17 protein-coding genes are annotated in these 18,431 nt (G+C 55.2%); 10 read left to right on the top strand and 7 right to left on the bottom strand.

Translation table 11 applies throughout. From position 1 onward, the window contains the following. Positions 1 to 119: 119 nt before the first annotated feature. Entirely contained in the window at positions 120 to 2,123 is a 2,004-nt protein-coding gene (locus MKY74_RS30145; RefSeq protein WP_341013547.1) for a methyl-accepting chemotaxis protein, read from the bottom strand. Positions 2,124 to 2,833: 710 nt separating this feature from the next. On the opposite strand from MKY74_RS30145, the gene MKY74_RS30140 reads away from it, so the two are divergent. Continuing rightward, positions 2,834 to 3,481 carry a GntR family transcriptional regulator gene (locus MKY74_RS30140; RefSeq protein WP_076173642.1) on the top strand — a complete coding sequence of 216 codons (648 nt, stop codon included), beginning with the start codon at positions 2,834 to 2,836 and terminating at the stop codon, positions 3,479 to 3,481. 46 nt (positions 3,482 to 3,527) lie between these two features. Beyond that, positions 3,528 to 4,697, top strand: a complete 1,170-nt coding sequence (locus MKY74_RS30135; protein WP_076173643.1) for a helix-turn-helix domain-containing protein — start codon at positions 3,528 to 3,530, stop codon at positions 4,695 to 4,697. Positions 4,698 to 4,757: 60 nt separating this feature from the next. Here the strand turns inward: MKY74_RS30135 and MKY74_RS30130 are convergent, their stop codons facing one another. After that, positions 4,758 to 5,663: an RraA family protein gene (locus MKY74_RS30130; RefSeq protein WP_076173644.1), complete on the bottom strand. Its 906-nt coding sequence runs from the start codon at positions 5,661 to 5,663 to the stop codon at positions 4,758 to 4,760. 1,023 nt (positions 5,664 to 6,686) lie between these two features. Here MKY74_RS30130 and MKY74_RS30125 point away from each other — a divergent pair. From MKY74_RS30125 to MKY74_RS30110, 4 genes are all read left to right on the top strand, one after another. Continuing rightward, positions 6,687 to 7,652, top strand: coding sequence for a carbohydrate ABC transporter permease (locus MKY74_RS30125; RefSeq protein WP_084204072.1), 966 nt, complete (start codon positions 6,687 to 6,689; stop codon positions 7,650 to 7,652). Between the two features lie 53 nt (positions 7,653 to 7,705). Continuing rightward, positions 7,706 to 8,476, top strand: a complete 771-nt coding sequence (locus tag MKY74_RS30120) for a carbohydrate ABC transporter permease (protein ID WP_076173753.1) — start codon at positions 7,706 to 7,708, stop codon at positions 8,474 to 8,476. Positions 8,477 to 8,539: 63 nt separating this feature from the next. After that, positions 8,540 to 9,817: an ABC transporter substrate-binding protein gene (locus MKY74_RS30115; RefSeq protein ID WP_244169371.1), complete on the top strand. Its 1,278-nt coding sequence runs from the start codon at positions 8,540 to 8,542 to the stop codon at positions 9,815 to 9,817. A gap of 225 nt (positions 9,818 to 10,042) precedes the next feature. Beyond that, the gene (locus MKY74_RS30110) at positions 10,043 to 11,026 is read left to right on the top strand and encodes a mannonate dehydratase (RefSeq protein ID WP_076173645.1); all 984 of its coding nucleotides are present in this window, start codon (positions 10,043 to 10,045) and stop codon (positions 11,024 to 11,026) included. A 129-nt stretch (positions 11,027 to 11,155) separates the two neighbouring features. On the opposite strand, the gene MKY74_RS30105 is transcribed toward MKY74_RS30110, so the two are convergent. The 5 genes from MKY74_RS30105 to MKY74_RS30085 all read right to left on the bottom strand — a co-directional run bounded on the left by MKY74_RS30105 (position 11,156) and on the right by MKY74_RS30085 (position 15,758). Next, positions 11,156 to 11,293 carry a hypothetical protein gene (locus MKY74_RS30105; protein ID WP_167372907.1) on the bottom strand — a complete coding sequence of 46 codons (138 nt, stop codon included), beginning with the start codon at positions 11,291 to 11,293 and terminating at the stop codon, positions 11,156 to 11,158. Beyond that, positions 11,254 to 12,642 carry a mandelate racemase/muconate lactonizing enzyme family protein gene (locus tag MKY74_RS30100; protein ID WP_076173646.1) on the bottom strand — a complete coding sequence of 463 codons (1,389 nt, stop codon included), beginning with the start codon at positions 12,640 to 12,642 and terminating at the stop codon, positions 11,254 to 11,256. The genes MKY74_RS30105 and MKY74_RS30100 overlap by 40 nt, the downstream gene beginning before the upstream one ends. A 28-nt stretch (positions 12,643 to 12,670) precedes the next feature. Then, positions 12,671 to 13,447, bottom strand: a complete 777-nt coding sequence (locus MKY74_RS30095) for an SDR family NAD(P)-dependent oxidoreductase (protein ID WP_076173647.1) — start codon at positions 13,445 to 13,447, stop codon at positions 12,671 to 12,673. After that, a complete protein-coding gene (locus tag MKY74_RS30090) occupies positions 13,444 to 14,241 on the bottom strand; it encodes an SDR family NAD(P)-dependent oxidoreductase (RefSeq protein ID WP_076173648.1) in 798 nt (265 codons plus the stop codon). Before MKY74_RS30090 ends, MKY74_RS30095 begins: the two co-directional genes overlap by 4 nt. Positions 14,242 to 14,555: 314 nt before the next feature. Then, complete coding sequence (locus MKY74_RS30085) at positions 14,556 to 15,758, bottom strand: MalY/PatB family protein (protein ID WP_076173649.1); 1,203 nt, start codon at positions 15,756 to 15,758, stop codon at positions 14,556 to 14,558. 171 nt (positions 15,759 to 15,929) lie between these two features. Here MKY74_RS30085 and MKY74_RS30080 point away from each other — a divergent pair, with 171 nt between their 5' ends. The 4 genes from MKY74_RS30080 to MKY74_RS30065 all read left to right on the top strand — a co-directional run bounded on the left by MKY74_RS30080 (position 15,930) and on the right by MKY74_RS30065 (position 18,237). Next, positions 15,930 to 16,562: a TraX family protein gene (locus tag MKY74_RS30080; protein ID WP_076173650.1), complete on the top strand. Its 633-nt coding sequence runs from the start codon at positions 15,930 to 15,932 to the stop codon at positions 16,560 to 16,562. A 105-nt stretch (positions 16,563 to 16,667) separates the two neighbouring features. After that, positions 16,668 to 17,126 carry a DoxX family protein gene (locus MKY74_RS30075; RefSeq protein ID WP_076173651.1) on the top strand — a complete coding sequence of 153 codons (459 nt, stop codon included), beginning with the start codon at positions 16,668 to 16,670 and terminating at the stop codon, positions 17,124 to 17,126. 32 nt (positions 17,127 to 17,158) lie between these two features. Beyond that, positions 17,159 to 17,779, top strand: a complete 621-nt coding sequence (locus tag MKY74_RS30070) for a TetR/AcrR family transcriptional regulator (RefSeq protein WP_076173652.1) — start codon at positions 17,159 to 17,161, stop codon at positions 17,777 to 17,779. Continuing rightward, positions 17,776 to 18,237: a DUF2269 family protein gene (locus tag MKY74_RS30065; protein ID WP_076173653.1), complete on the top strand. Its 462-nt coding sequence runs from the start codon at positions 17,776 to 17,778 to the stop codon at positions 18,235 to 18,237. Before MKY74_RS30070 ends, MKY74_RS30065 begins: the two co-directional genes overlap by 4 nt. Positions 18,238 to 18,431: the final 194 nt, after the last annotated feature.

Genomic DNA, 18,431 nt, shown 5'->3' with positions numbered 1-18,431 from the left:
GACACACCCATAATAAACACCAAAAAGCGTACCGCACGGACTTAAACCGTACGGTACGCTTTTTAACATTTCTTAAACCTCCGGGGCCGGGAAATCAAGCGGGCTGCTGCCCGCCCCAATCAGCCCTCCAGCTTGAAGCGGTCGATTTTCTCCTGCATGTCCACCGCCATCTTCGACAGGCTGTTCGCCGAAGAGGAGATTTCTTCGATGGACGCCAGCTGTTCCTGGTTCGCGGCGCTCACGCGCTCGAACGACGCGACCGTGTTGCGCGAAATGCTGGCCACTTCCTGCACGGAGGCGGACACTTCTTCGCTGCTCGCGGACATCTGCTCGGTGACGGCGGAAATGTCCTGGATCTGGTCGGTAATCTGCTTGGCGGACTTTTCGATATTGGCAAAAGCTTCGAGCGCCTCTGCCGTAACTTCCATCCCCTGATCCACATCGGACTGCACTTTATGACGCATCACGTTATACGCGTCAGTGATCAGCATCGTCATCTCCTGGATCGTGTGCTGGATTTCCTCCGCCGTGAGGTTCGACTGATCCGCCAGCTTGCGGACTTCCTCGGCGACGACGGCGAAGCCGCGTCCATGCTCGCCGGCCCGCGCCGCTTCGATCGCGGCGTTCAGGGAGAGCAGGTTGGTCTGCTTAGCCACTTCGGAGATCGCCGTGCTCATTGCGGCGATGCTTGCGCTGTGGTCGTTCAGCTTCTCGATCAGCGCAGCAGACTCGTGCGTGGACTTCTTGATCGTGTCCATTTGCGTGCTGACCAGCTGAACCTTCCGGCTGCCGGCGTGCACGTCTTCTTCCGTACGGTTCGACGAATCGACGATGGTGCTGGCCGATTCGGCAATACGCTGGATACCGCTGGCCATTTCCTCCATCGTGCGCGCGCTTTCCTGCGCGGCGATGGCCTGGTTGTTGGCCTCCTGGGCTGAATCCGTCATCAGATTGGAGACAAATTCGACGCTCTGCGCGTTCTGCTCCGTACTGGCGGTCAGCTCTTCGCTCGAGGCCGCCAGCTGGCTGGAGGTTTCCGACATGTCCAGTACCATCCGGCGCAGCGAGTCGACCATGGCGTTGTAGTTATGCGCCAGGTCTCCGATTTCGTCTCGCCGCTTCGTCACGACGCGATCGTTCAGATATCCTTCGCTCACGCGCTTCGCCGAACGGTTCAGCTGCTCGATCGGACGCGTCATACTGCGGATGATGAAGAACATCACGATCAGCGCGGCAATAACGGCGATCACAAGAACGATGGCCGATGTCCAGAAGATTGGCGTCGTCGCCTTTGTATATTCGCTCTCCGGAAGGATGCCGACGATTTTGAAGCCGGTCAGCTCGTTGGTCACGAAATAGCCGCGCTGGCCAACGCCATTGATCGGATTGGTGTAGTCGAGCAGCCCTTCATTTTTACCCTGCATCGTTTTGAGCTGGTCGCCGACAAACTTGGCACCCACCTTTTCGGTCGGGTGCGACATCAGCAGGCCATTGCGGTCCACTAAGTAGATGTAGCCCTCGTTGCCAAGGTGAACCTGCTTCACGATGTTGTTGATGTTCCCGATGCTCAGGCTGATGTTGATGACCCCTTTGCCGTCGGGCAGCGTTTTGGAAATGGCGACCGCATAGTTTTTCGTCGTAGCCGAAATCGCCGGATCGTCGACAACGGCCTGCCCCTTGTTGTTCATGGCCAGCTTGTACCAGTTGCGGGTCCGGGGATCGAACTGCTGCTGACCGGGGTCAGGAGATTTCATCCAGGACCCGTTGTCGGTGCCGATCGAGACGATTTCGATTTCCGGATGCTGCGCTTTAAAATCGTCAATCAGGATTCGGGTCTCCACCGAGTGGTTTTCGATGTCGGCATACGTAATCTGATTGCTGAGTTGTTTCACGTTGGACAGCTGCATTTCAACCATCGTGTTGATCAGTTTGTCGAGCAGCATGACGCTTGATTTCGTAGTGTCCTCCATTTTGTCCTGAAGCTGTGCTTTGGCGCTGTTCACGGCGAAGACGGCAAGCACAACGGTCGGGATAATGAGCATCAGACAGATGAAGAGCATCAGTCTGCTTCTGAGCTTTTTAATGTTGAAAAGCCCGGATATTTGCTTGAGTAGCTTGTTCAAACGAGATTCCCCCTGCAGTCGATATAGGTCTAAAGTTCCGGCAGCACCTGTGTGAACAGGCGCAGCGCTTAAAAGAGCAGCTCCGGGCGGGCCGTATGTGCCGATCCGTGAGAATCCGTCAATAGGTATGTAATATATTTGAATGGATTCATCCGTTTCGGCGGACGGCATGCCTGAGCGGAAAGGATTCCGACCGGTTTTAGTTCCTATTCTATATTTCGACAAGTACCCCCGATATTTTCATATCTTTATTTCATAAACCGGCATTTTTTTCTGAAAAAATGAAAGGAAGAACCATTCATTTCCTGTTTTTTTCCTGGATAGGTAGGACGAACTATACGGGTTACACCGAAAATAGGGTGCATGGGATTGGCTTTTATTGGATAACATTCGATTGTCCGATGGCGGATAGGGCTTGCGGCGGGAAGGGGCAGGGATGGAAGCCCCACGGAAACGGATTGTCGATATACGCGAAAAGATCATAAAAAATCAAACCCTTTTCGTCAAAATTCTCCGTTGTCAGAAGGTATCTGGCCCCCATATAATGATGGAAACAAATTATCGATAATCGATAATAGCGGGAGGGATGATGGAACGTAAGTCAGCGAACCTATCGACCGACCGTTTTGAAAACGGTTACCTGACTGCCGTTTCGTACGTGTTGGTCAAATCTGCGGTCATGGATGATCGGCGAATGGAGACTGAGAGTCATGTCAAACAGCAGTTACATCCCTTTGGGGAATTCCATCAGCGAACAGATTTATTTGACGCTTAAGCGGGAAATTATCGCAGGCGAGCTGCAGCCGGGAACGCGGCTCATCGTGCTGGACATCGCGGGTAAATTTCAGGTCAGTCAGGCGCCTGTGCGCGAAGCGTTGGAGAGGATGAAGCAGGAAGGATTAATTAACGGCATTCCGAATAAAGGGTCGGTCGTTTCCAATATTACGTCGAAGGAGATCAGAGATATTTTCGTGCTCCGCGAAATTATTGAGGGTTACGCCGTGCGAACGTCTATGCCAACTTTGTCGGAGGATGATTACGAGCAATTGGAAATGATTATCCGGTCGATGGAGGAAGCCGTCGAGCGCGATGACACGCTGGGCATCCTCGAGCTGGATATGGATTTTCACGGATTTTTCTACAAACGCTGCGACAATCAGGCTATTCTGGAGCTCTGGAACCAAATGAGGACGAAGGTGATGCGCTTTATGGCCATCTCCAATCGTCATCACACGACGGATTTGCTGGCCGAGTGGCATCGGCGGCTGATCACCGTCCTCCAGACAGGGGACGGGGATGCGGTTGAGGAGGCTTTTATCGAGCATATGCATGCCTATAAGTTCATCCATATGGACTAGAACCATGCCTCTCGTTCGTTATCCTTTCACAAAGGGGAAATGAAGCATGTTAAATGAACGTTTCTTGTTCGATGACCAGGATGTTATGACTTGGATGAGGGACCGCCTGCTAAGGCACCTCATTTCCGGCAAAGCGAATATGAAGGGGGAACTGAAGGAAAGCCTGTCCCGGCTTCGCCTGAACCCGTACTATACGTTTCCCGCTATTGCGTTATTGGAGCCGACCGCTCCTTATGACCATGAGCATGACCGCTTGGCATATCTTGAGAACATGCGCGCCGATCTTCAGGAGCGTGTGCCGGAAGGGAGCGTTGTCTTTCTGGACGAGGAAGGGAGGATCGGACTGCTGTTCTCCTGGGTTTCCAAAGAGGTGCTGGTCCGGGTGCAAGCGATGCTTCAACAGCGGTTCCCCCATCCGGTGAACATTGGAGTAGGTAAGCCATGCAGCCACTTGAGCGACATCCATCTTTCTTACCGGCAGGCTTCGGCTGCACTGAATAACAAGTTTTACCGCGGGACGGGCCAAATCATCCATTACAGCGAAATCCGCCGGATGGAGCCGGTCGGGCGCTACCCGGCCGAGAAGGAGAGAAAGCTGTACGCTAGCTTCCGCTCGGCCGCTACGGAGGCGGAGATCGCAGAAGCGGTGGACCAGTTTTATGCCGCACTGCTGGAGAAAGGCCCGATCGACGTGACGAGCATGTATGAGCTGACAATCCGGATGCTGGTCGGTATTGAAAAAAGGGTGATTGCCGACGAAGGGAATGGAGGCGCTTACAAGCCGTTTGAAGCGACGTCGCTGGTGAAGATCGGCACGCTGGATGAACTGAAGCGCTACGTCACCCGGTTTCTGACCGGCCTGTGGGAAGTCTTTTCGCCCACGCTCAAAGAGAGCCACCGCAGCCTTATTAAAAAGACCATCCATTACATGGAGCAGGAATGCCAGTATGCTTCGCTGCAGAGCGTCGCGCAGAAGGTGTTCATTACGCCGACTTATTTGAGCCTGCTCTTCAAGACGAATACCGGCAAGACGTTCATCGAGCACTTGACCGAAATCCGGATCGACAAGGCCAAGGATATGCTGCGGACCACCCATTACAAAAACTATGAGGTTGCCGAAAAGGTTGGATATCAGGATTCCCGCTACTTCAGCCAAATTTTTAAAAAGAAGGTCGGTGTCTCCCCCAGCGAGTATCGGGAGTCGATCTGCAAATAGGCAGCGAAAAAAAGGAAGCAGGCCATTCAGCCCGCTTCCTTTTTTGTTGTTGTGAAACCGCTACAGCCGCACGTCGCTCCGCGGACCGTCGAGCTCGTTTTTTCGGGCTTCCTCAAGCTCGGTCTCCCAGGTCAGATGCCGATACTCGGCGGCAGCCTCGTCGCTCTCGAACCATTGGGTGAAGTCCTCCCACAGCGCCGTGGTCCAGGAGGCGTCGATCTGCGCAGTGGAGTAGACGCCTTCTTTGAGCCGGACGAAGCCGAAGATGTCCCGCACCTGCGATTTCTCCGCCTGCACGGCCGTCAGCTCGGCCAGATGGGGAGGGATGAAGATGACGCCGGCCGGCGTGCCCAGCACCACGTCACCCGGCAGGCAAATGGCCTTGCCGATCCGGGTCGGCACGTTCATGCCCACCATGGTGACTTCGCCGATGGCTGTCGGGTCGCTTCCGCGGTAATAGACGTTAATGTTCTTGATTTCGGACACCTGCTGATTGTCGCGGATGCCGCCCCAGATCACGGCTCCGCCGCGCTTGGTGCGGGTGGAGATGGCCGTCGAGAGGTTGCCGCCGACATAGGTGCCGAGGTGGACCTTATCGAACATATCGACCACGACGACGTCATCTTCAACAAGAGAATCGATCACCCACTGGTTAAAGAAGCCGCTTCGTCCTTCCTGTTCATGACCGTAGTTCAGCAGCGTCTCGTGCAGATCCGGCCGCTGCGGTACCATGACCGCGGTGACCGCGCGTCCCACCATGACCTGGTCGGGATGCACGATTTTGAAGTCGCCTTCAAACTGGAATTTGTAACCTCGGTGCCAGAGCGGTCCCCACGCTTCTTCCAGCGTAATTTTGCGGATTCTTCTCAGCACGTCTTCGGGCACCTTCGGCCGTCCGTTCTCGAACCGCTCGCCCTTCCACTGCGGCGTCAACTGAATGATATCTTCCGGATTGTCAAATTTCATTCCAAAATCCCTCCTCGATCAATGGATGCTTTCGAACCTAGTGCTTGATTCCATTGTTAAGGACGGATTCCGTTTTGTCGATGCGACTTTCTTAAGATGATCGAATTTATAAATTTTCAGCAGAGATGAGCCATTCGATCATCACTCAGCTTCTCTATGACACACTCCAGATCTCAAGCCAAACGGCCTTTCTATGACACTCACCAGATCTCAAACCAAACGGCTTCTCTATGACACTCACCAGATCTCAAACCAAACAGCCTATCTATGACACTCACCAGATCTCAAACCAAACGGCTTATCTATGACACTCTCCAGTCTCAAACCAAACGGCCTTTCTATGACACTCTCCGGATCTTAAACCAATCAACTGCTCCCCGGCACTCCGTAAATCTCAAATCAATTGGTCTTTTCCCCGCACTGCCCATTTTTGAAATAGCCCTCGTACAACATTCTCTGTCCTTATCCAATGGACATATTCTTGTTTTGTTTTATAAAAGGTGGACACGGCACTATATCCTTCTACGGGCGGCTAAAATGCAGATGTCTCTACATCTTGTATTAACATCTAGATTCCAACCTATATATGGGATGGAGATTGAGAGTAAAGATAGGGTGCGTTTGTCCACATTTTGAAAGACAAAATCACAATCTGTTCGTTGTCAGTGAACAAACTCCTGGAACGACAAATCTAAAGTTTTGTTCGTTATAAGTGGACAAACTCCTGAAACAATGCACATCTAAAGTTTTGTTCGTTATATGTGAACAAACTCCTGGAACGATACAAATCTAAATTTTGTCGTTATAAGTAACCCAACATCATTGAAATGTACATCGAAAGTTATTGGCGTGATGGAGCATATCTCATTTTTACCACCTGAAGTTGAAGGAGCGGGGGAGACGCAGACGGATTTTAAAAAAACAAACATTATCGTAAAATCGTCGCCTTTAATCATGAAACCGCTTTCGAATAAAGTAGTACTACAATCATTTTTATGATGATGGAATGCAAGAGGGGAGGAAATGAAAAGGATGGTTGCAGAAACGAAAACGACAGCCGAAGCGGAAAAGACCCGACGCGCCGTCCGAAAGCGCGCAAAGACCGGGGACACCCATTTGGCGGGTTACATCTTTATTTCCCCGTGGCTCATCGGCTTTTTACTGCTTACGCTGTGGCCTATCGCCCAATCGTTTTATTTGTCCTTTACCGACTACTCGCTGCTGGAAGACCCGGTCTGGGTCGGAACCGAAAACTACGTCAACATTTTTACGAATGATTCGACCTTTACCAAATCGCTTGGCGTCACCTTTTTGTTCGTCCTGTTCTCCGTGCCGCTGAAGCTGTTCTTCTCGCTCCTCGTGGCTATGGCGCTGAACCAGAAGTTAAAAGGCATGAACCTGTACCGGACGGCCATCTATTTTCCTTCGCTGATCGGCGGAAGCATTGCGGTGGCAGCCCTGTGGCGCAACATGTTCGGCCTCGACGGCTATATCAACCAGGTGCTCGCCTGGTTCGGTATCCAGGGCGTAGGGTGGATTTCCAATCCCGACACTTCGCTTGGCACGCTCATTCTCCTGAACACCTGGCAGTTTGGCTCGACGATGGTTATTTTCCTGGCCGGCCTGAAGCAGATCCCGCAGGAGCTGTACGAATCCGCAGCCGTGGACGGCGCCGCGAAGATCCGCCGGTTCATCAGCATTACGCTGCCGATGCTGTCTCCCGTCATGTTTTTTAACCTGATCCTCGGCGTCATCGGCTCCTTTCAGACCTTTACCTCCGCGTTTATCATTACGAAGGGCGGTCCGGTTAACTCCACTTACGTGTATGCCTTGTATTTATACGAGAAGGCGTTCAAGCATTACCAGATGGGATATGCCTCGGCGCTGGCCTGGATCCTGCTCGCCATTGTCGCACTCCTGACCATCGTGAACTTCGCCGCATCCCGCTACTGGGTATTCTACGAATCGGAAGGAGGGGGAACGAAGTGAAGCTGAAGTCCAAGGTAACGAGTCATCTGTTTCTCTCCTTGTTCTCGCTTCTTATGCTGTACCCGGTCATCTGGTGGGTCGGCGCTTCCCTGAAAAAGACCGAAGAGCTCAGCCTGCCGACGATCTGGCCGAAGACGCCGATGTGGGAAAATTACAGCAAAGGCTGGCATTTCTCCAGCGAGTACACGTTCGCCCACTTCTTCGGCAATTCGCTCCTGATGGAGGTCGGCAACGTCTTCGGCGGGGTGCTGACCGCCGCCATCGTCGCTTACGGCTTCGGCCGGCTGAGCTTCAAGCTGCGGGGCTTCTGGTTTTCCATCCTGCTGCTGACGATGATGCTGCCCGGACAGGTAACGATCGTTCCGCAGTATATCCTCTTTAACAAGCTGGGCTTTGTGGACAGTTACGTGCCGCTGGTGCTGCCGCATTTTTTTGGCGGCGGAGCGTTCTTCATCTTCCTGCTGGTCCAGTTTATCCGGGGCATTCCCCGGGACCTCGACGAGGCGGCGAAAATCGACGGCGCGTCGGTGTACGGCATCTTCCTCCGGATCATTTTCCCGCTGATCAAGCCGGCGCTCATGACGGTCGCGATATTTACCTTTATTTGGAGCTGGGACGATTTCTTCGCGCAGGTGCTGTACATCAGCTCGGTCGAAAAGTTTACGGTCGGCCTGGCGCTGCGGATGTTCATCGACCAGTTCGATATCCAATGGGGACAGCTGCTCGCCATGTCGCTGTTGTCCGTCCTCCCGTCCATGCTTATCTTTTTGTTTGCGCAAAAACATTTTGTCGAGGGGATTGCGACGACCGGCCTCAAAGGGTAGCTTGGCTGCGTAATAAGATTTCACGAAAAAATGGCTGATATAAAACGAAAGGGGAAACGGAAGATGATGAACATGAGACGAATGAGCCTGGTCTCGCTCCTGCTGGCGCTGCTCTTCGCGATCACGGCCTGCAGCGGCGGCGGAAAAGGAAGCGGCAGCGGAAAGACGCTGAGCATCATGTGGTGGGGACCAGACGAACGGCACGAAGCGACCAAAAAAGCGCTGGACCTGTACACGCAGCAGCATCCTGACGTAAAATTCAAGCCGGAATACATGGCTTGGGATGCCTATTGGCAAAAGCTGCCGACACTGGCGGCATCGAAAACGATTACCGATGTCCTTCAAATGGACGCCGCCTATTTGCAGGAGTACGTTAGCCGGGGGCAGCTGGAGGATTTGTCCGATATCGACTTGACCGGTATCGTGGATCCCGGCGTTCTCGAGAATTTGAAGATCGGCGGCAAGCTGTACGGCATTCCGCTCAGCCAGAACGCGCAGGGGATCGCCTTCAACAAGGAGGATCTGGCGAAATACGGCATCCCGCTGCCGCATAAAGACTGGACGTACGACGAGTTTTTCCAATGGGCGAAGGATGCGCGCGCCAAGCTGCCGGAAGGCAAGTATCCGATCGGCGACACGACGACATGGGACGGCTTCAACTACTACCAGACGGCGATGGGCAAGCCGCCGATCATGGCTGACGGAGGCAAGACGTTCACGCTGGATAAAGACCTGTTCATGAAGTTCTACCAAACCTATGAACAGTTCCGCAAGGACAAAATCGTGCCTCCGGCGGACCAGGCGGCCTCGTTCCTGGAGAACGACCCGCAGGCGGACCCGATGGCTTCCGGCGTCGTCATGACCCGGGGAGCGACAACCGGCTCGGTCAGCGCGCTGGAGCAGCTGATGCCGGGCAAAGTGGGTGTCGTCAATATGCCGACCGGTCCGGCCGGCGGGGGCTGGGCACAGTCGACTATTTTCCTCAGCGTCAGTGCCAATTCGAAGAACAAGGAAGAGGCAAAAAATTTCGTCAAATGGTTCGTGACGGATAAGGATGCGGGAAAAACACTCGGACTGACCCGCGGCATTCCGATCAACCCGGAAATTTACAAGGAGCTCGAGCCGAATTTGGAAGCGAAGGATAAGCTCGGCAAGGAAATTTACGATCAGTCCGTCGACAAAGCGCTGCCGTTCTACTCGCCGGCTCCCGGATTCACGGAATGGGTGGACGCCTACAAGAAAGAGATGGACGCGGTCACGTTCGGCCAGCAGAGCCTGGAGCAGGCCTTCGACAAGATCGACAAGCTCGGCAAGGAGCTGGCAGCCAAAGCAGGAAGCTGAGCCGGGGAAGCAGCGCCTTTTGGGAAGTGGAGCTCCCGAAAGGCGACCCCTGTGACGAGTCTTCCTAATGTTCCGTTGAACCGGAAGCAGCACGGGGCGGTGGCAATATCAATCGGCGGGGACAACGCATGAAAAGCTTCTCTGTTCGTGAGACGGTGCTGCTGTTATCCTGAATTGATATCCTAATGTTTACGAGTAAGCTAATGAGAAAGAGGTGTTCATTCCATGCAATTGGCGGAATTTTTCTCTTCGCAGCCGAACCGGCTGTGGCATTTGGCGAAGCAGATGAACGTGAACTATGCGGTTGGCGGCCTGCCGTGGGAAGAGAAGTCGGAGAAGCCGTGGGATCTGATGCCGCTGATCCGGATGAAGCAGCGGTACGCCGACTTCGGACTGACGCTGTCCGTCATCGAATCGATGCCGCCGAGCAACAACATCAGGCTCGGGACGCCCGGCCGCGACGAGGAGATCGAGATTTTTCAGCAGTTCATCGTCAACATGGGCGCCGCCGGCATTCCTGTGCTCTGCTACAACTTCATGGCACAGTTTAACTGGTTCCGCACCTCGACGACAACCCGCACGCGCGGCGGGGCGCTCGTATCAAGCTACGATCACAGCCTGATGGCGGATGCCCCGCTGACGGAGGCCGGCATCGTCACTGAGGCGCAGCTGTGGGAGAACCTGCACTATTTCCTGGAAAAAATCGTGCCCGTCGCCGAATCCGCGCAGGTGAAGCTGGCGCTCCATCCGGACGATCCGCCGATCTCGCCGATCCGCGGCGTGTCGCGGATTCTGACGAGCGCGGCCGCGCTGCAGCGGGCAATCGATCTGGTGCCGAGCGCATACAGCGGCATGACGATGTGCCAAGGAACGCTGGCGACGGCGGGCGAGGACATTCCTGCGGTCATCCGCCAGTTCGCCGGCCAGAAGAAGCTGTTCTTCGTCCACTTCCGTGACGTGAAGGGCACGCCGGAGAAGTTCGAGGAGACCTTCCACGACGACGGCAAGACGGATATGCTCGAAGCGATGAAGACCTATTACGAGGTCGGCTTCGACGGGCCGGCGAGACCGGACCATGTCCCGACGATGGAAGGCGAGGACAATACGAACCCGGGATATGAGCTGCTCGGCCGCCTGTACGGCGTCGGCTATATCACCGGGCTGATGGAAGCGGCGGCCAAGATGAGCCGGGCTTCGGTGACGTCTTAAGCTTCGTTCATTGCCAAACAGAAAGATCAATCATTATCAAGGTACGGATCCCACCCATCCGTGCCTTTTCGTTTTGACGAGGCATCCTTTCGTCGACAAAGGGGGATCAAAAGAAAGGGAGGTCGGAGATCAGCGTCCTTTCACGCGTCTACCTGTCGTCATCCATACGAGAAAAAACCACCCGCACAGCGTTTCGCCGTGCGGGTGGTTCGTATTGCCGCCAGCCGTCAGCTCCACAGCCGGTCGTTGGAATAAAACTTGTTCCACTGGTCGGTCGACTCCCAGATTCCGCCGATCTCCGGGTGGACATGTTCGGCCAGAACCTCGTCGTTCAGATCGTCGATGCCGAGACCGGGCGCATCCGTCAGCGTGATGTACCCGTTCTGGACGAGTTTGTCCGGCAGCCTGCTGCCGATGACGATGTCATCCCACCAATCCACTTCGCAGGAATGGTATTCGAGCGCAAGGAAGTTTTCGGTCGCGGCGGCGACATGGGCGGCCGCAAGGCAGGCGATCGGACTCTCCGCCATATGGATCGCCATTGCGACGCCGTAGTCCTGGGCCATGTCGCCGATTTTCTTCGTCTCCAGAATGCCGCCGGTAGTCAGGACGTCGGGATGGATAACGGAGACGCCGCCCGCTTCGAGCAGCGGCTTGAAATTCTCCTTCAGATAGATGTCCTCGCCCGTGCAGATCGGAGTAGTGACGGCCCGGGACAGCTGGGCGTACTGCTGTGTGTACTGCCAAGGAATCATGTCTTCCATCCAGGCCAGGTTGAACTTGTCGATGCGCCGGCCCAGCTTGATGCAGTCCTGAAGCCCGATATGGCCGAAATGGTCGATGGCGAGGGGCACCTGGTAGCCGATGACGGAACGGACGTCCGCGACGTACTGCTCGAGCATGTCGAGTCCTTTTTCCGTGACATGAATGCCGGTTAAGGGATGGGGGATGTTGTAGATATCGTAGTGGCGGTTCGTAATTTCCCGCAGCTCGTCTTCCGACAATCCGTCGAAGTTCTGATTGTAGCGGCGCTTCGATTTTTCCCTCATCTCCTCCAGGAAACCGAGCGGGGCGCTCAGCGTACCCGGCTCATTAATGATCTGTCCGATGCCGAGGTCCATCTTCAGGAAGGTGAAGCCGGCGTCCATCCGTTTCTTCAGCGCTTCGCCCATCGCCTTGCCGGTATCCTTGCCGACGACCTCCGTATCGCAGTACATGCGGATTTTATCGCGGAATTTGCCGCCAAGCATCTGATAGACCGGCACCCCGTAGGCTTTGCCGGCCAGGTCCCACAGCGCGAGCTCGATTCCGCTGACGCCGCCGCCCTGGCGGGCATGGCCGCCGAACTGCTTGATCCGCCGGAACAGCTTGTCGATGTTGCAGGGATTTTCGCCGAGCAGACGGCTCTTCAGCATGAGGGCATATACCTTGTCCGCGCCGTCGCGAACCTCCCCGAAGCCGACGAGCCCCTGGTTGGTATACACCTTGATCAGGCTGCTGTGAAAAGGCCCCCCGACGATATCGGTGAAGCGGATGTCCGTAATCTTCAGCTCCGAGGGTCTCGAAGCGGTGCTTACATGGGCCAAAGTTTGCTCGTAAGACTCTTTGTTAATCATGAAATCACTCCCCCTATTGGATGGTTCGTTACAGCAGCATGCTCCCGCCGTCCAGACGGATGGCGGAGCCCGTCAAATATTCGCTTTCGTCCGAGGCGATGAAGGCGGCAAGCCTGGCGACATCGAGCGGGACGCCGACGCGTCCCATCGGAAATTTGGCCAGCTGGCGCTTGCGCCGCTCCTCCAGCTTCTTCTGCGCATCGGGATCGTCCGCTAATATGCGCTCATATTTGCCGACGTCGACGGCTCCCGGCTCGATCATGTTCACCGTGATGCCGTACGGGGCCAGCTCGATGGCGCTTTCCCTTCCCAGCATCCGGATCGCACCTTTCGTCATCGCGTAGACGGGATCGAAATCGGTCGGCCGCTTCGCATGCACCGATGAGATGAGAATGATGCGGCCTGCGCCTTTCTGCTTCATGGCCGGAACGACGGCCTGAATGCACTGCCAGTAGCCCTTCACGTTCGTATTCATCATGCGGCTGAACGTCTCCTCATCGTGCTTGAACAGATCGTAGTTCAGCTGCATGGCGGCATTGTTGACCAGGATGTCGATGCCCCCGCCGCGCTGCTCGACCTCTTTTACCATCGCAATAATCTCGTCCTGCCTGGCGACGTCCGCCTGAACGATGAAGCAGTTCCCGCCGGCCTCGTCGATCCGCCGCTTCGTTTCAAGGGCGCCGGCCTCGCTGCGGTTATAGTGGACCGCAACGCTTGCGCCTCTGCGTGCGAACTCCAGCGCAATTCCCTGGCCGATGCCGGTTCCCGCTCCCGTCACCAGGGCGACTTTGCCTGCCATGCTCATGGCGAATCGCCTCCCTTTGGCCGTTTCATTTTATGGTCCATGTAGTGCAGCAGGAAACCGCCGTCCAGCCGGAGATCCGCGCCGTTCAAGTAGCGGGCTTCCGCGGAGGCGAGAAAGCCTGCGGCATGGGCGATATCCTCAGCGCTTCCCAGCTGCCCGCTCGGCACCTTGGTTTCGTAGCTGTGATAGAGCGTCGTAAGCCTGCTGTGGAAGCGTTCATCATCGCCTTCTACCGGCCCCGCTTCAATCGTATTGACGCGGATGCCATGCCGGCCGAGCTCCAGTGCCGCTTCCTTCGCCAGCATTTTGACGGCTCCCTTGGACGCGCTGTAGACAAAGGAAGATCCGGTCGGCTTCTCGGCATGGATCGACGAAACAAAGACGATGCAGCCCGACTGCCGGGATGCCATCGCCTTTCCTGAGGCCTGTGCGCACAGAAAGGCGGACTTCGCATTCGCATGCATCACTTCTTGAAACAGCGCCTCCGAACAGGTCTCGACGGAAGCGGGGGCGAGCAGATCGTTATTGTGGACCAGGACGTCCAGTCCGCCGAGCTCCCGCTCCGCGGTCTCGACCAGCTGGTTCGCGTTGGCTCCGACGCTCAGGTCGAGGCTCGCCACGATGACGTTCGAGCCTGCGGCCCGGGCTGCAGCGATATCAGCCGCCGCCTCGGCGCCGCCGGATGCGCTGTTCAGCACGAGATGGGCGCCGCCGGCCGAAAAACGCCGGATCATGGCTCTGCCAACAGGAGTGTCTGCGTCCGTGATCAGGACAACTTGTGCAGAATGATTCATAAATCACCTCCGGATAGAGCGGTACTTATGGCTGTCGGTACGTTCAACTTCATCATAAAAGGTTGGCGCTGCCGGCTTCGAGATGTGAATCTTACGATTTTGTTTGATTTCTTTCAAAAGGGGAGGGAAGAGGGGATTGCGAAGCAGCCTGAGCGGCGGCTCTAAAACGGAAGCATGAAAAAAGCGGCTCCCGGAGCGAATGCTGCCCTGTACGGGAAGCCTACGCAAGCCGGTTGCCGCTTGTTCGGACCAAGCTTTTAGCCTAGTCTAATGCCTAATTTGGGGAAGCATGACGCTTCTATTACACCGGTTGCTTATACCGGCTGCTGCTGCTGTTGCTGCTGCTCCTTGCGCCATTCCTGGACCGCCTGGTCAAGACGCTTCATCGCTTCCTCGACCAGGGAGCGGGAGCAGGCAATGTTCAGACGCATGAAGCCTTCGCCTTCCTTGCCAAAAGCAGAACCCTTGTTCAGGGCAAGCTTGGCTTTGTTCAGCAGAAATTGTTCCAGGTCGTCGGGTGACATCTGCAGTGCGCGGAAATCGAGCCACATCAAGTACGTCGCTTCAGGCACCCGGGTTTTGATTTCCGGAATATGTTCGCCCAAATATTCACTCACATACTCCATGTTCGCTTTCATGTACACCAGCGCTTCGTCCAGCCAAGCCTTGCCGTCATTATAGGCGGCTTGGGTAGCTGCGCTGCCGAGCGTGCTGATCGAATTGACATGATAGAGCTCAAGCGTCTTTTTGAACCGGCGCCGGATGGAATCGTTCGGAATGATGATATTCGAAGTATTCAGCCCGGCAATATTAAACGTTTTGCTCGGCGCAGTACAAATGATGCAGTTCTCCTGAATCTCCTTGGACAAGCTGGCGAACGGAATATGGGTCCCTTCTTCATAAACCAGGTCCGCATGGATTTCGTCGGACACCATCAGAATGCCGCGCTCCATGCAGAGCTTCGCAACCGCCTCCAGCTCTTCGCGCCGCCATACTCTGCCGACCGGATTGTGCGGGCTGCACAGGATGAACAGCTTGACCTGATCGTCAAGGCTCTGCTCGAGCGCTTCGAGGTCCATCGTGTAATACCCGTCCTGCTCCTTCAGCGGGTTCTGCACCAGCTCCCGGCCGTGATCGGTGACGACGCTGTGAAAAGGAGGGTACACCGGCGTCTGGATGGCAACCTTGTCTCCCGGCTCGGTAAAAGCCTGCACGATGAAGCTGAGGGCGGGCACGACGCCCGGGCAGAAGACGATCCATTCCTTGTCGATGGACCACCGATGGCGGCTCTTCATCCAGTCCGCTACGGCCTGATTATACGCATCAGACTGCATCGTATAGCCGAATACCCCGTGTTCTACGCGGCTGTTCAGCGCGGAAATGACCGAGTCGGGTGCGGCAAAATCCATGTCAGCTACCCACATCGGAAGGACGTCGGACACGCCGAAGATCCGCTTCAGGTCGTCCCATTTAAAACTATCTGTATTTATACGTTCGATTGGTTGATGAAAGTTCAAGCTGTTCTCCTCCTTGGAAGGTCATTCAAAAGTTCGTCTATCCACGAATATAATCATAACAGATACAGGCAAGTTTTTGGGTACACATCAGCTTTGAAAACCATCCTGCATCTCAAGTACAATTAACGCATGAGGAATGAAGCCTACGGGTTATCCGAAAGGAGGAAGAACATGCAGCTGATCGCCATGCTGACCATGCTGATCGATCATGCAGGGATCGTGTTTTTTCCGGATCAAATTTGGCTGAGGGTGATCGGAAGGATCGCATTTCCGATTTACGCCTATGCACTCGTACAGGGACATTATTTTACCCGAAGCCGGACCAAATATTTATTCAGGCTGTTTATACTGGCTCTGCTCTCCCAAATTCCATACCAGCTGGCTCTGGACCCGGACGGGCTGAACGTGGTCGTTACGCTGTTTGTGGCAGCCGCCGTCCTGCAAATTCTGGAGCGCAATCTGTCCTTGGCAGCCAAAGCCGGGATCACTCTGGCCTTTTGCGTTCTGATGGAAGGGTTCCCGTTTGATTACGGAGCATACGGCCTGCTGCTGGTGCTTGCCTTCCGATATGCTTCCTCCGAGAAGCTGCTGGGTGCCCATCTGCTGCTGAACATACTGTATTTGATAGCATTCGGAGCAGGGGCTGTTCTGCAGATGCTGAGCATCGTACCGACCCTGGTGATTGTATACGGGCCTTATTTATGGAAAAAGATCGAGCAGGCCAGAGTTAGGGCGTGGGTGTGGCGGTCGTTTTATCCGCTGCATCTGACCGTGCTGGCTGTGCTGCAGCGGCTGGATGCTTAATGCACCAGCCTTTTTAAGTTGGAAATATTTACAGTTTGCCCTATTTACAAACCGATGGTCGGTATTTATAATGGAGCTAACAAAACAAGAGAAAAGGTGAGGAAAATGGCTCCTTTGATTGGATTAATCGTTTCGCTGTTAGGGTTTCGCTTGATAGGATGGCTGGGCTGGGAGTATATGAATGACTGGATCATCAGTCTGCGGTTTGCGGTAGCCTTCATGTTTTTGCTGACCGCCTCGGCCCATTGGGGCAAACGCCGTGCGCAGCTGGTCGCCATGGTACCGCCTCGGTTCGCGCAGCCGGGTGCGTTGGTTACGCTGACGGGCTGGCTGGAAATCGCCGGCGCCGTCGGCATGATGATTCCGATCATGGCCGAGGCGGCATCCACCGGGCTCGCCCTGATGCTGCTGGCTATGTTTCCGGCCAACGTATATGCGGCGAATAACCGTCTGACTCTGGACGGCAGAGCGGTGATGCCGCTTGTCCCGCGAACCGTGCTTCAGGTCATTTTTTTGGCTGCCGTACTCGCTGCGGGCTGGTTCCCTCCGGGAGCATGGGCATGACGGATTGGAACTAAATCAGGAGGAGGATGGAGATGAAACAGGAAGAAAGACGCGAGCAGACGATGAAACTGCTGCTGGATACAACTGAAGAGCTCATTTTGGAGAAGGGCTGCACCAAGACGACGCTCAGCGATATTATGGCAAGAACCGGCTTGTCCAAGGGGGCCATATTCCACTACGTATCCGGCAAGGATGAACTGTTTGTGAAGGTGCTCGAGGCTAAGCTGGAGGAGACGAATACGAGCTTCATGGACGCGGTGGATGCCCCTGCCGTAAAGGAATTTGACGGGCCGATGAATGCGATCGCGCAGAGTCTGCCCAAGCTGGAGAGCCGGGAAGATGTGAGCAACCTCATCATGATGTATTTGATCGGGAAAAGTGATCAGCCGGAAGCGGCCGGCATCGTCGCGGACTTTTACCGGCAGGCGGTCGCCACGTCGAAGAGGTGGATCGTCACGGGCCAAGAGTCCGGAGTCATCTCCTCCTCGGTCAATGCCGACCAGGCGGCGGAGCTGTTTGAGCTGCTCTCCTTCGGGCTGCGGATGCGCAGCCTGATCGGAGTTCGCAGCACAGGGTTCGGCATTCAGGAGTTTTCGGAGCTGATTATGCGGACGCTGCGGCCGGACCGTCAAGGAGGTGCTCCGACGTCATGACGCTGCTCCTGTTTCTGCATATTGCCGGAAGCGTGCTTTTCTTGGGTAACATCATTACGGCTGCTTTTTGGAAAGTCCGCGCCGACGTCCGGGGCGATGCCGCGGAGATTCACCGCACCGTGAACAACGTGATGCTCGCCGATTATGCGTTTACGCTGCCCGGGCTGCTGCTCTTGATCGTCACCGGGAGCCTGATGGCCGCCAAAGGCGGCTATTCGCTGGCCGGTCTGAACTGGCTTACGGCTTCGCTAATCCTGTTCGGGATCACCGGCGTGCTGTGGCTGGCCGTACTAATCCCGCTGCAGCGGGGAATGATCCGGCTCAGCCGGCAGGCGCTCGAAAACGGGACGATCTCCGCAGCTTACAAGAAGTTGTCGGCGTATTGGGCGGTTTTCGGCATCCTTGCCACCTTGCTGCCGGTTTTCATATTGTACTTCATGGTCAGCAAGCCTTTTTAAAATGAGGCGCAAACGACCGGCCGTTATGTATAACGGCCGGTTTTTGGTTTGCTGATAAGGGGAGTCAAGAGGCCGTCGTCTCAGCTGCAGGGTCTGTAAAAATGAGGGTATAGGTGCGGTTTTTATGGAAAGAAATAGAGCATACCTTAAATAAAACGCCAAAATGGCTGGGCAGAACCCAAAGCGCAGTGTCT

Source organism: Paenibacillus sp. FSL R5-0378 (genome assembly GCF_038009285.1).
GTDB classification, from domain to species: domain Bacteria; phylum Bacillota; class Bacilli; order Paenibacillales; family Paenibacillaceae; genus Paenibacillus_AQ; species Paenibacillus_AQ favisporus.
Note: the sequence above shows the minus strand (reverse complement) of the source record. Positions and strands in the feature narration are given on the sequence as shown.

Excerpts from the sequence above, each read along its gene's own strand:
- MKY74_RS30120 (WP_076173753.1), top strand. The coding sequence starts at position 7,706 with ATGCTGTACCCGGTCATCTGGTGGGTCGGCGCTTCCCTGAAAAAGACC.
- MKY74_RS30090 (WP_076173648.1), bottom strand. The coding sequence starts at position 14,241 with ATGAATCATTCTGCACAAGTTGTCCTGATCACGGACGCAGACACTCCT.
- MKY74_RS30140 (WP_076173642.1), top strand. The coding sequence starts at position 2,834 with ATGTCAAACAGCAGTTACATCCCTTTGGGGAATTCCATCAGCGAACAG.
- MKY74_RS30075 (WP_076173651.1), top strand. The coding sequence starts at position 16,668 with ATGGCTCCTTTGATTGGATTAATCGTTTCGCTGTTAGGGTTTCGCTTG.
- MKY74_RS30095 (WP_076173647.1), bottom strand. The coding sequence starts at position 13,447 with ATGAGCATGGCAGGCAAAGTCGCCCTGGTGACGGGAGCGGGAACCGGC.
- MKY74_RS30080 (WP_076173650.1), top strand. The coding sequence starts at position 15,930 with ATGCAGCTGATCGCCATGCTGACCATGCTGATCGATCATGCAGGGATC.
- MKY74_RS30115 (WP_244169371.1), top strand. The coding sequence starts at position 8,540 with ATGATGAACATGAGACGAATGAGCCTGGTCTCGCTCCTGCTGGCGCTG.
- MKY74_RS30070 (WP_076173652.1), top strand. The coding sequence starts at position 17,159 with ATGAAACAGGAAGAAAGACGCGAGCAGACGATGAAACTGCTGCTGGAT.
- MKY74_RS30110 (WP_076173645.1), top strand. The coding sequence starts at position 10,043 with ATGCAATTGGCGGAATTTTTCTCTTCGCAGCCGAACCGGCTGTGGCAT.
- MKY74_RS30135 (WP_076173643.1), top strand. The coding sequence starts at position 3,528 with ATGTTAAATGAACGTTTCTTGTTCGATGACCAGGATGTTATGACTTGG.
- MKY74_RS30130 (WP_076173644.1), bottom strand. The coding sequence starts at position 5,663 with ATGAAATTTGACAATCCGGAAGATATCATTCAGTTGACGCCGCAGTGG.
- MKY74_RS30100 (WP_076173646.1), bottom strand. The coding sequence starts at position 12,642 with ATGATTAACAAAGAGTCTTACGAGCAAACTTTGGCCCATGTAAGCACC.
- MKY74_RS30125 (WP_084204072.1), top strand. The coding sequence starts at position 6,687 with ATGAAAAGGATGGTTGCAGAAACGAAAACGACAGCCGAAGCGGAAAAG.
- MKY74_RS30065 (WP_076173653.1), top strand. The coding sequence starts at position 17,776 with ATGACGCTGCTCCTGTTTCTGCATATTGCCGGAAGCGTGCTTTTCTTG.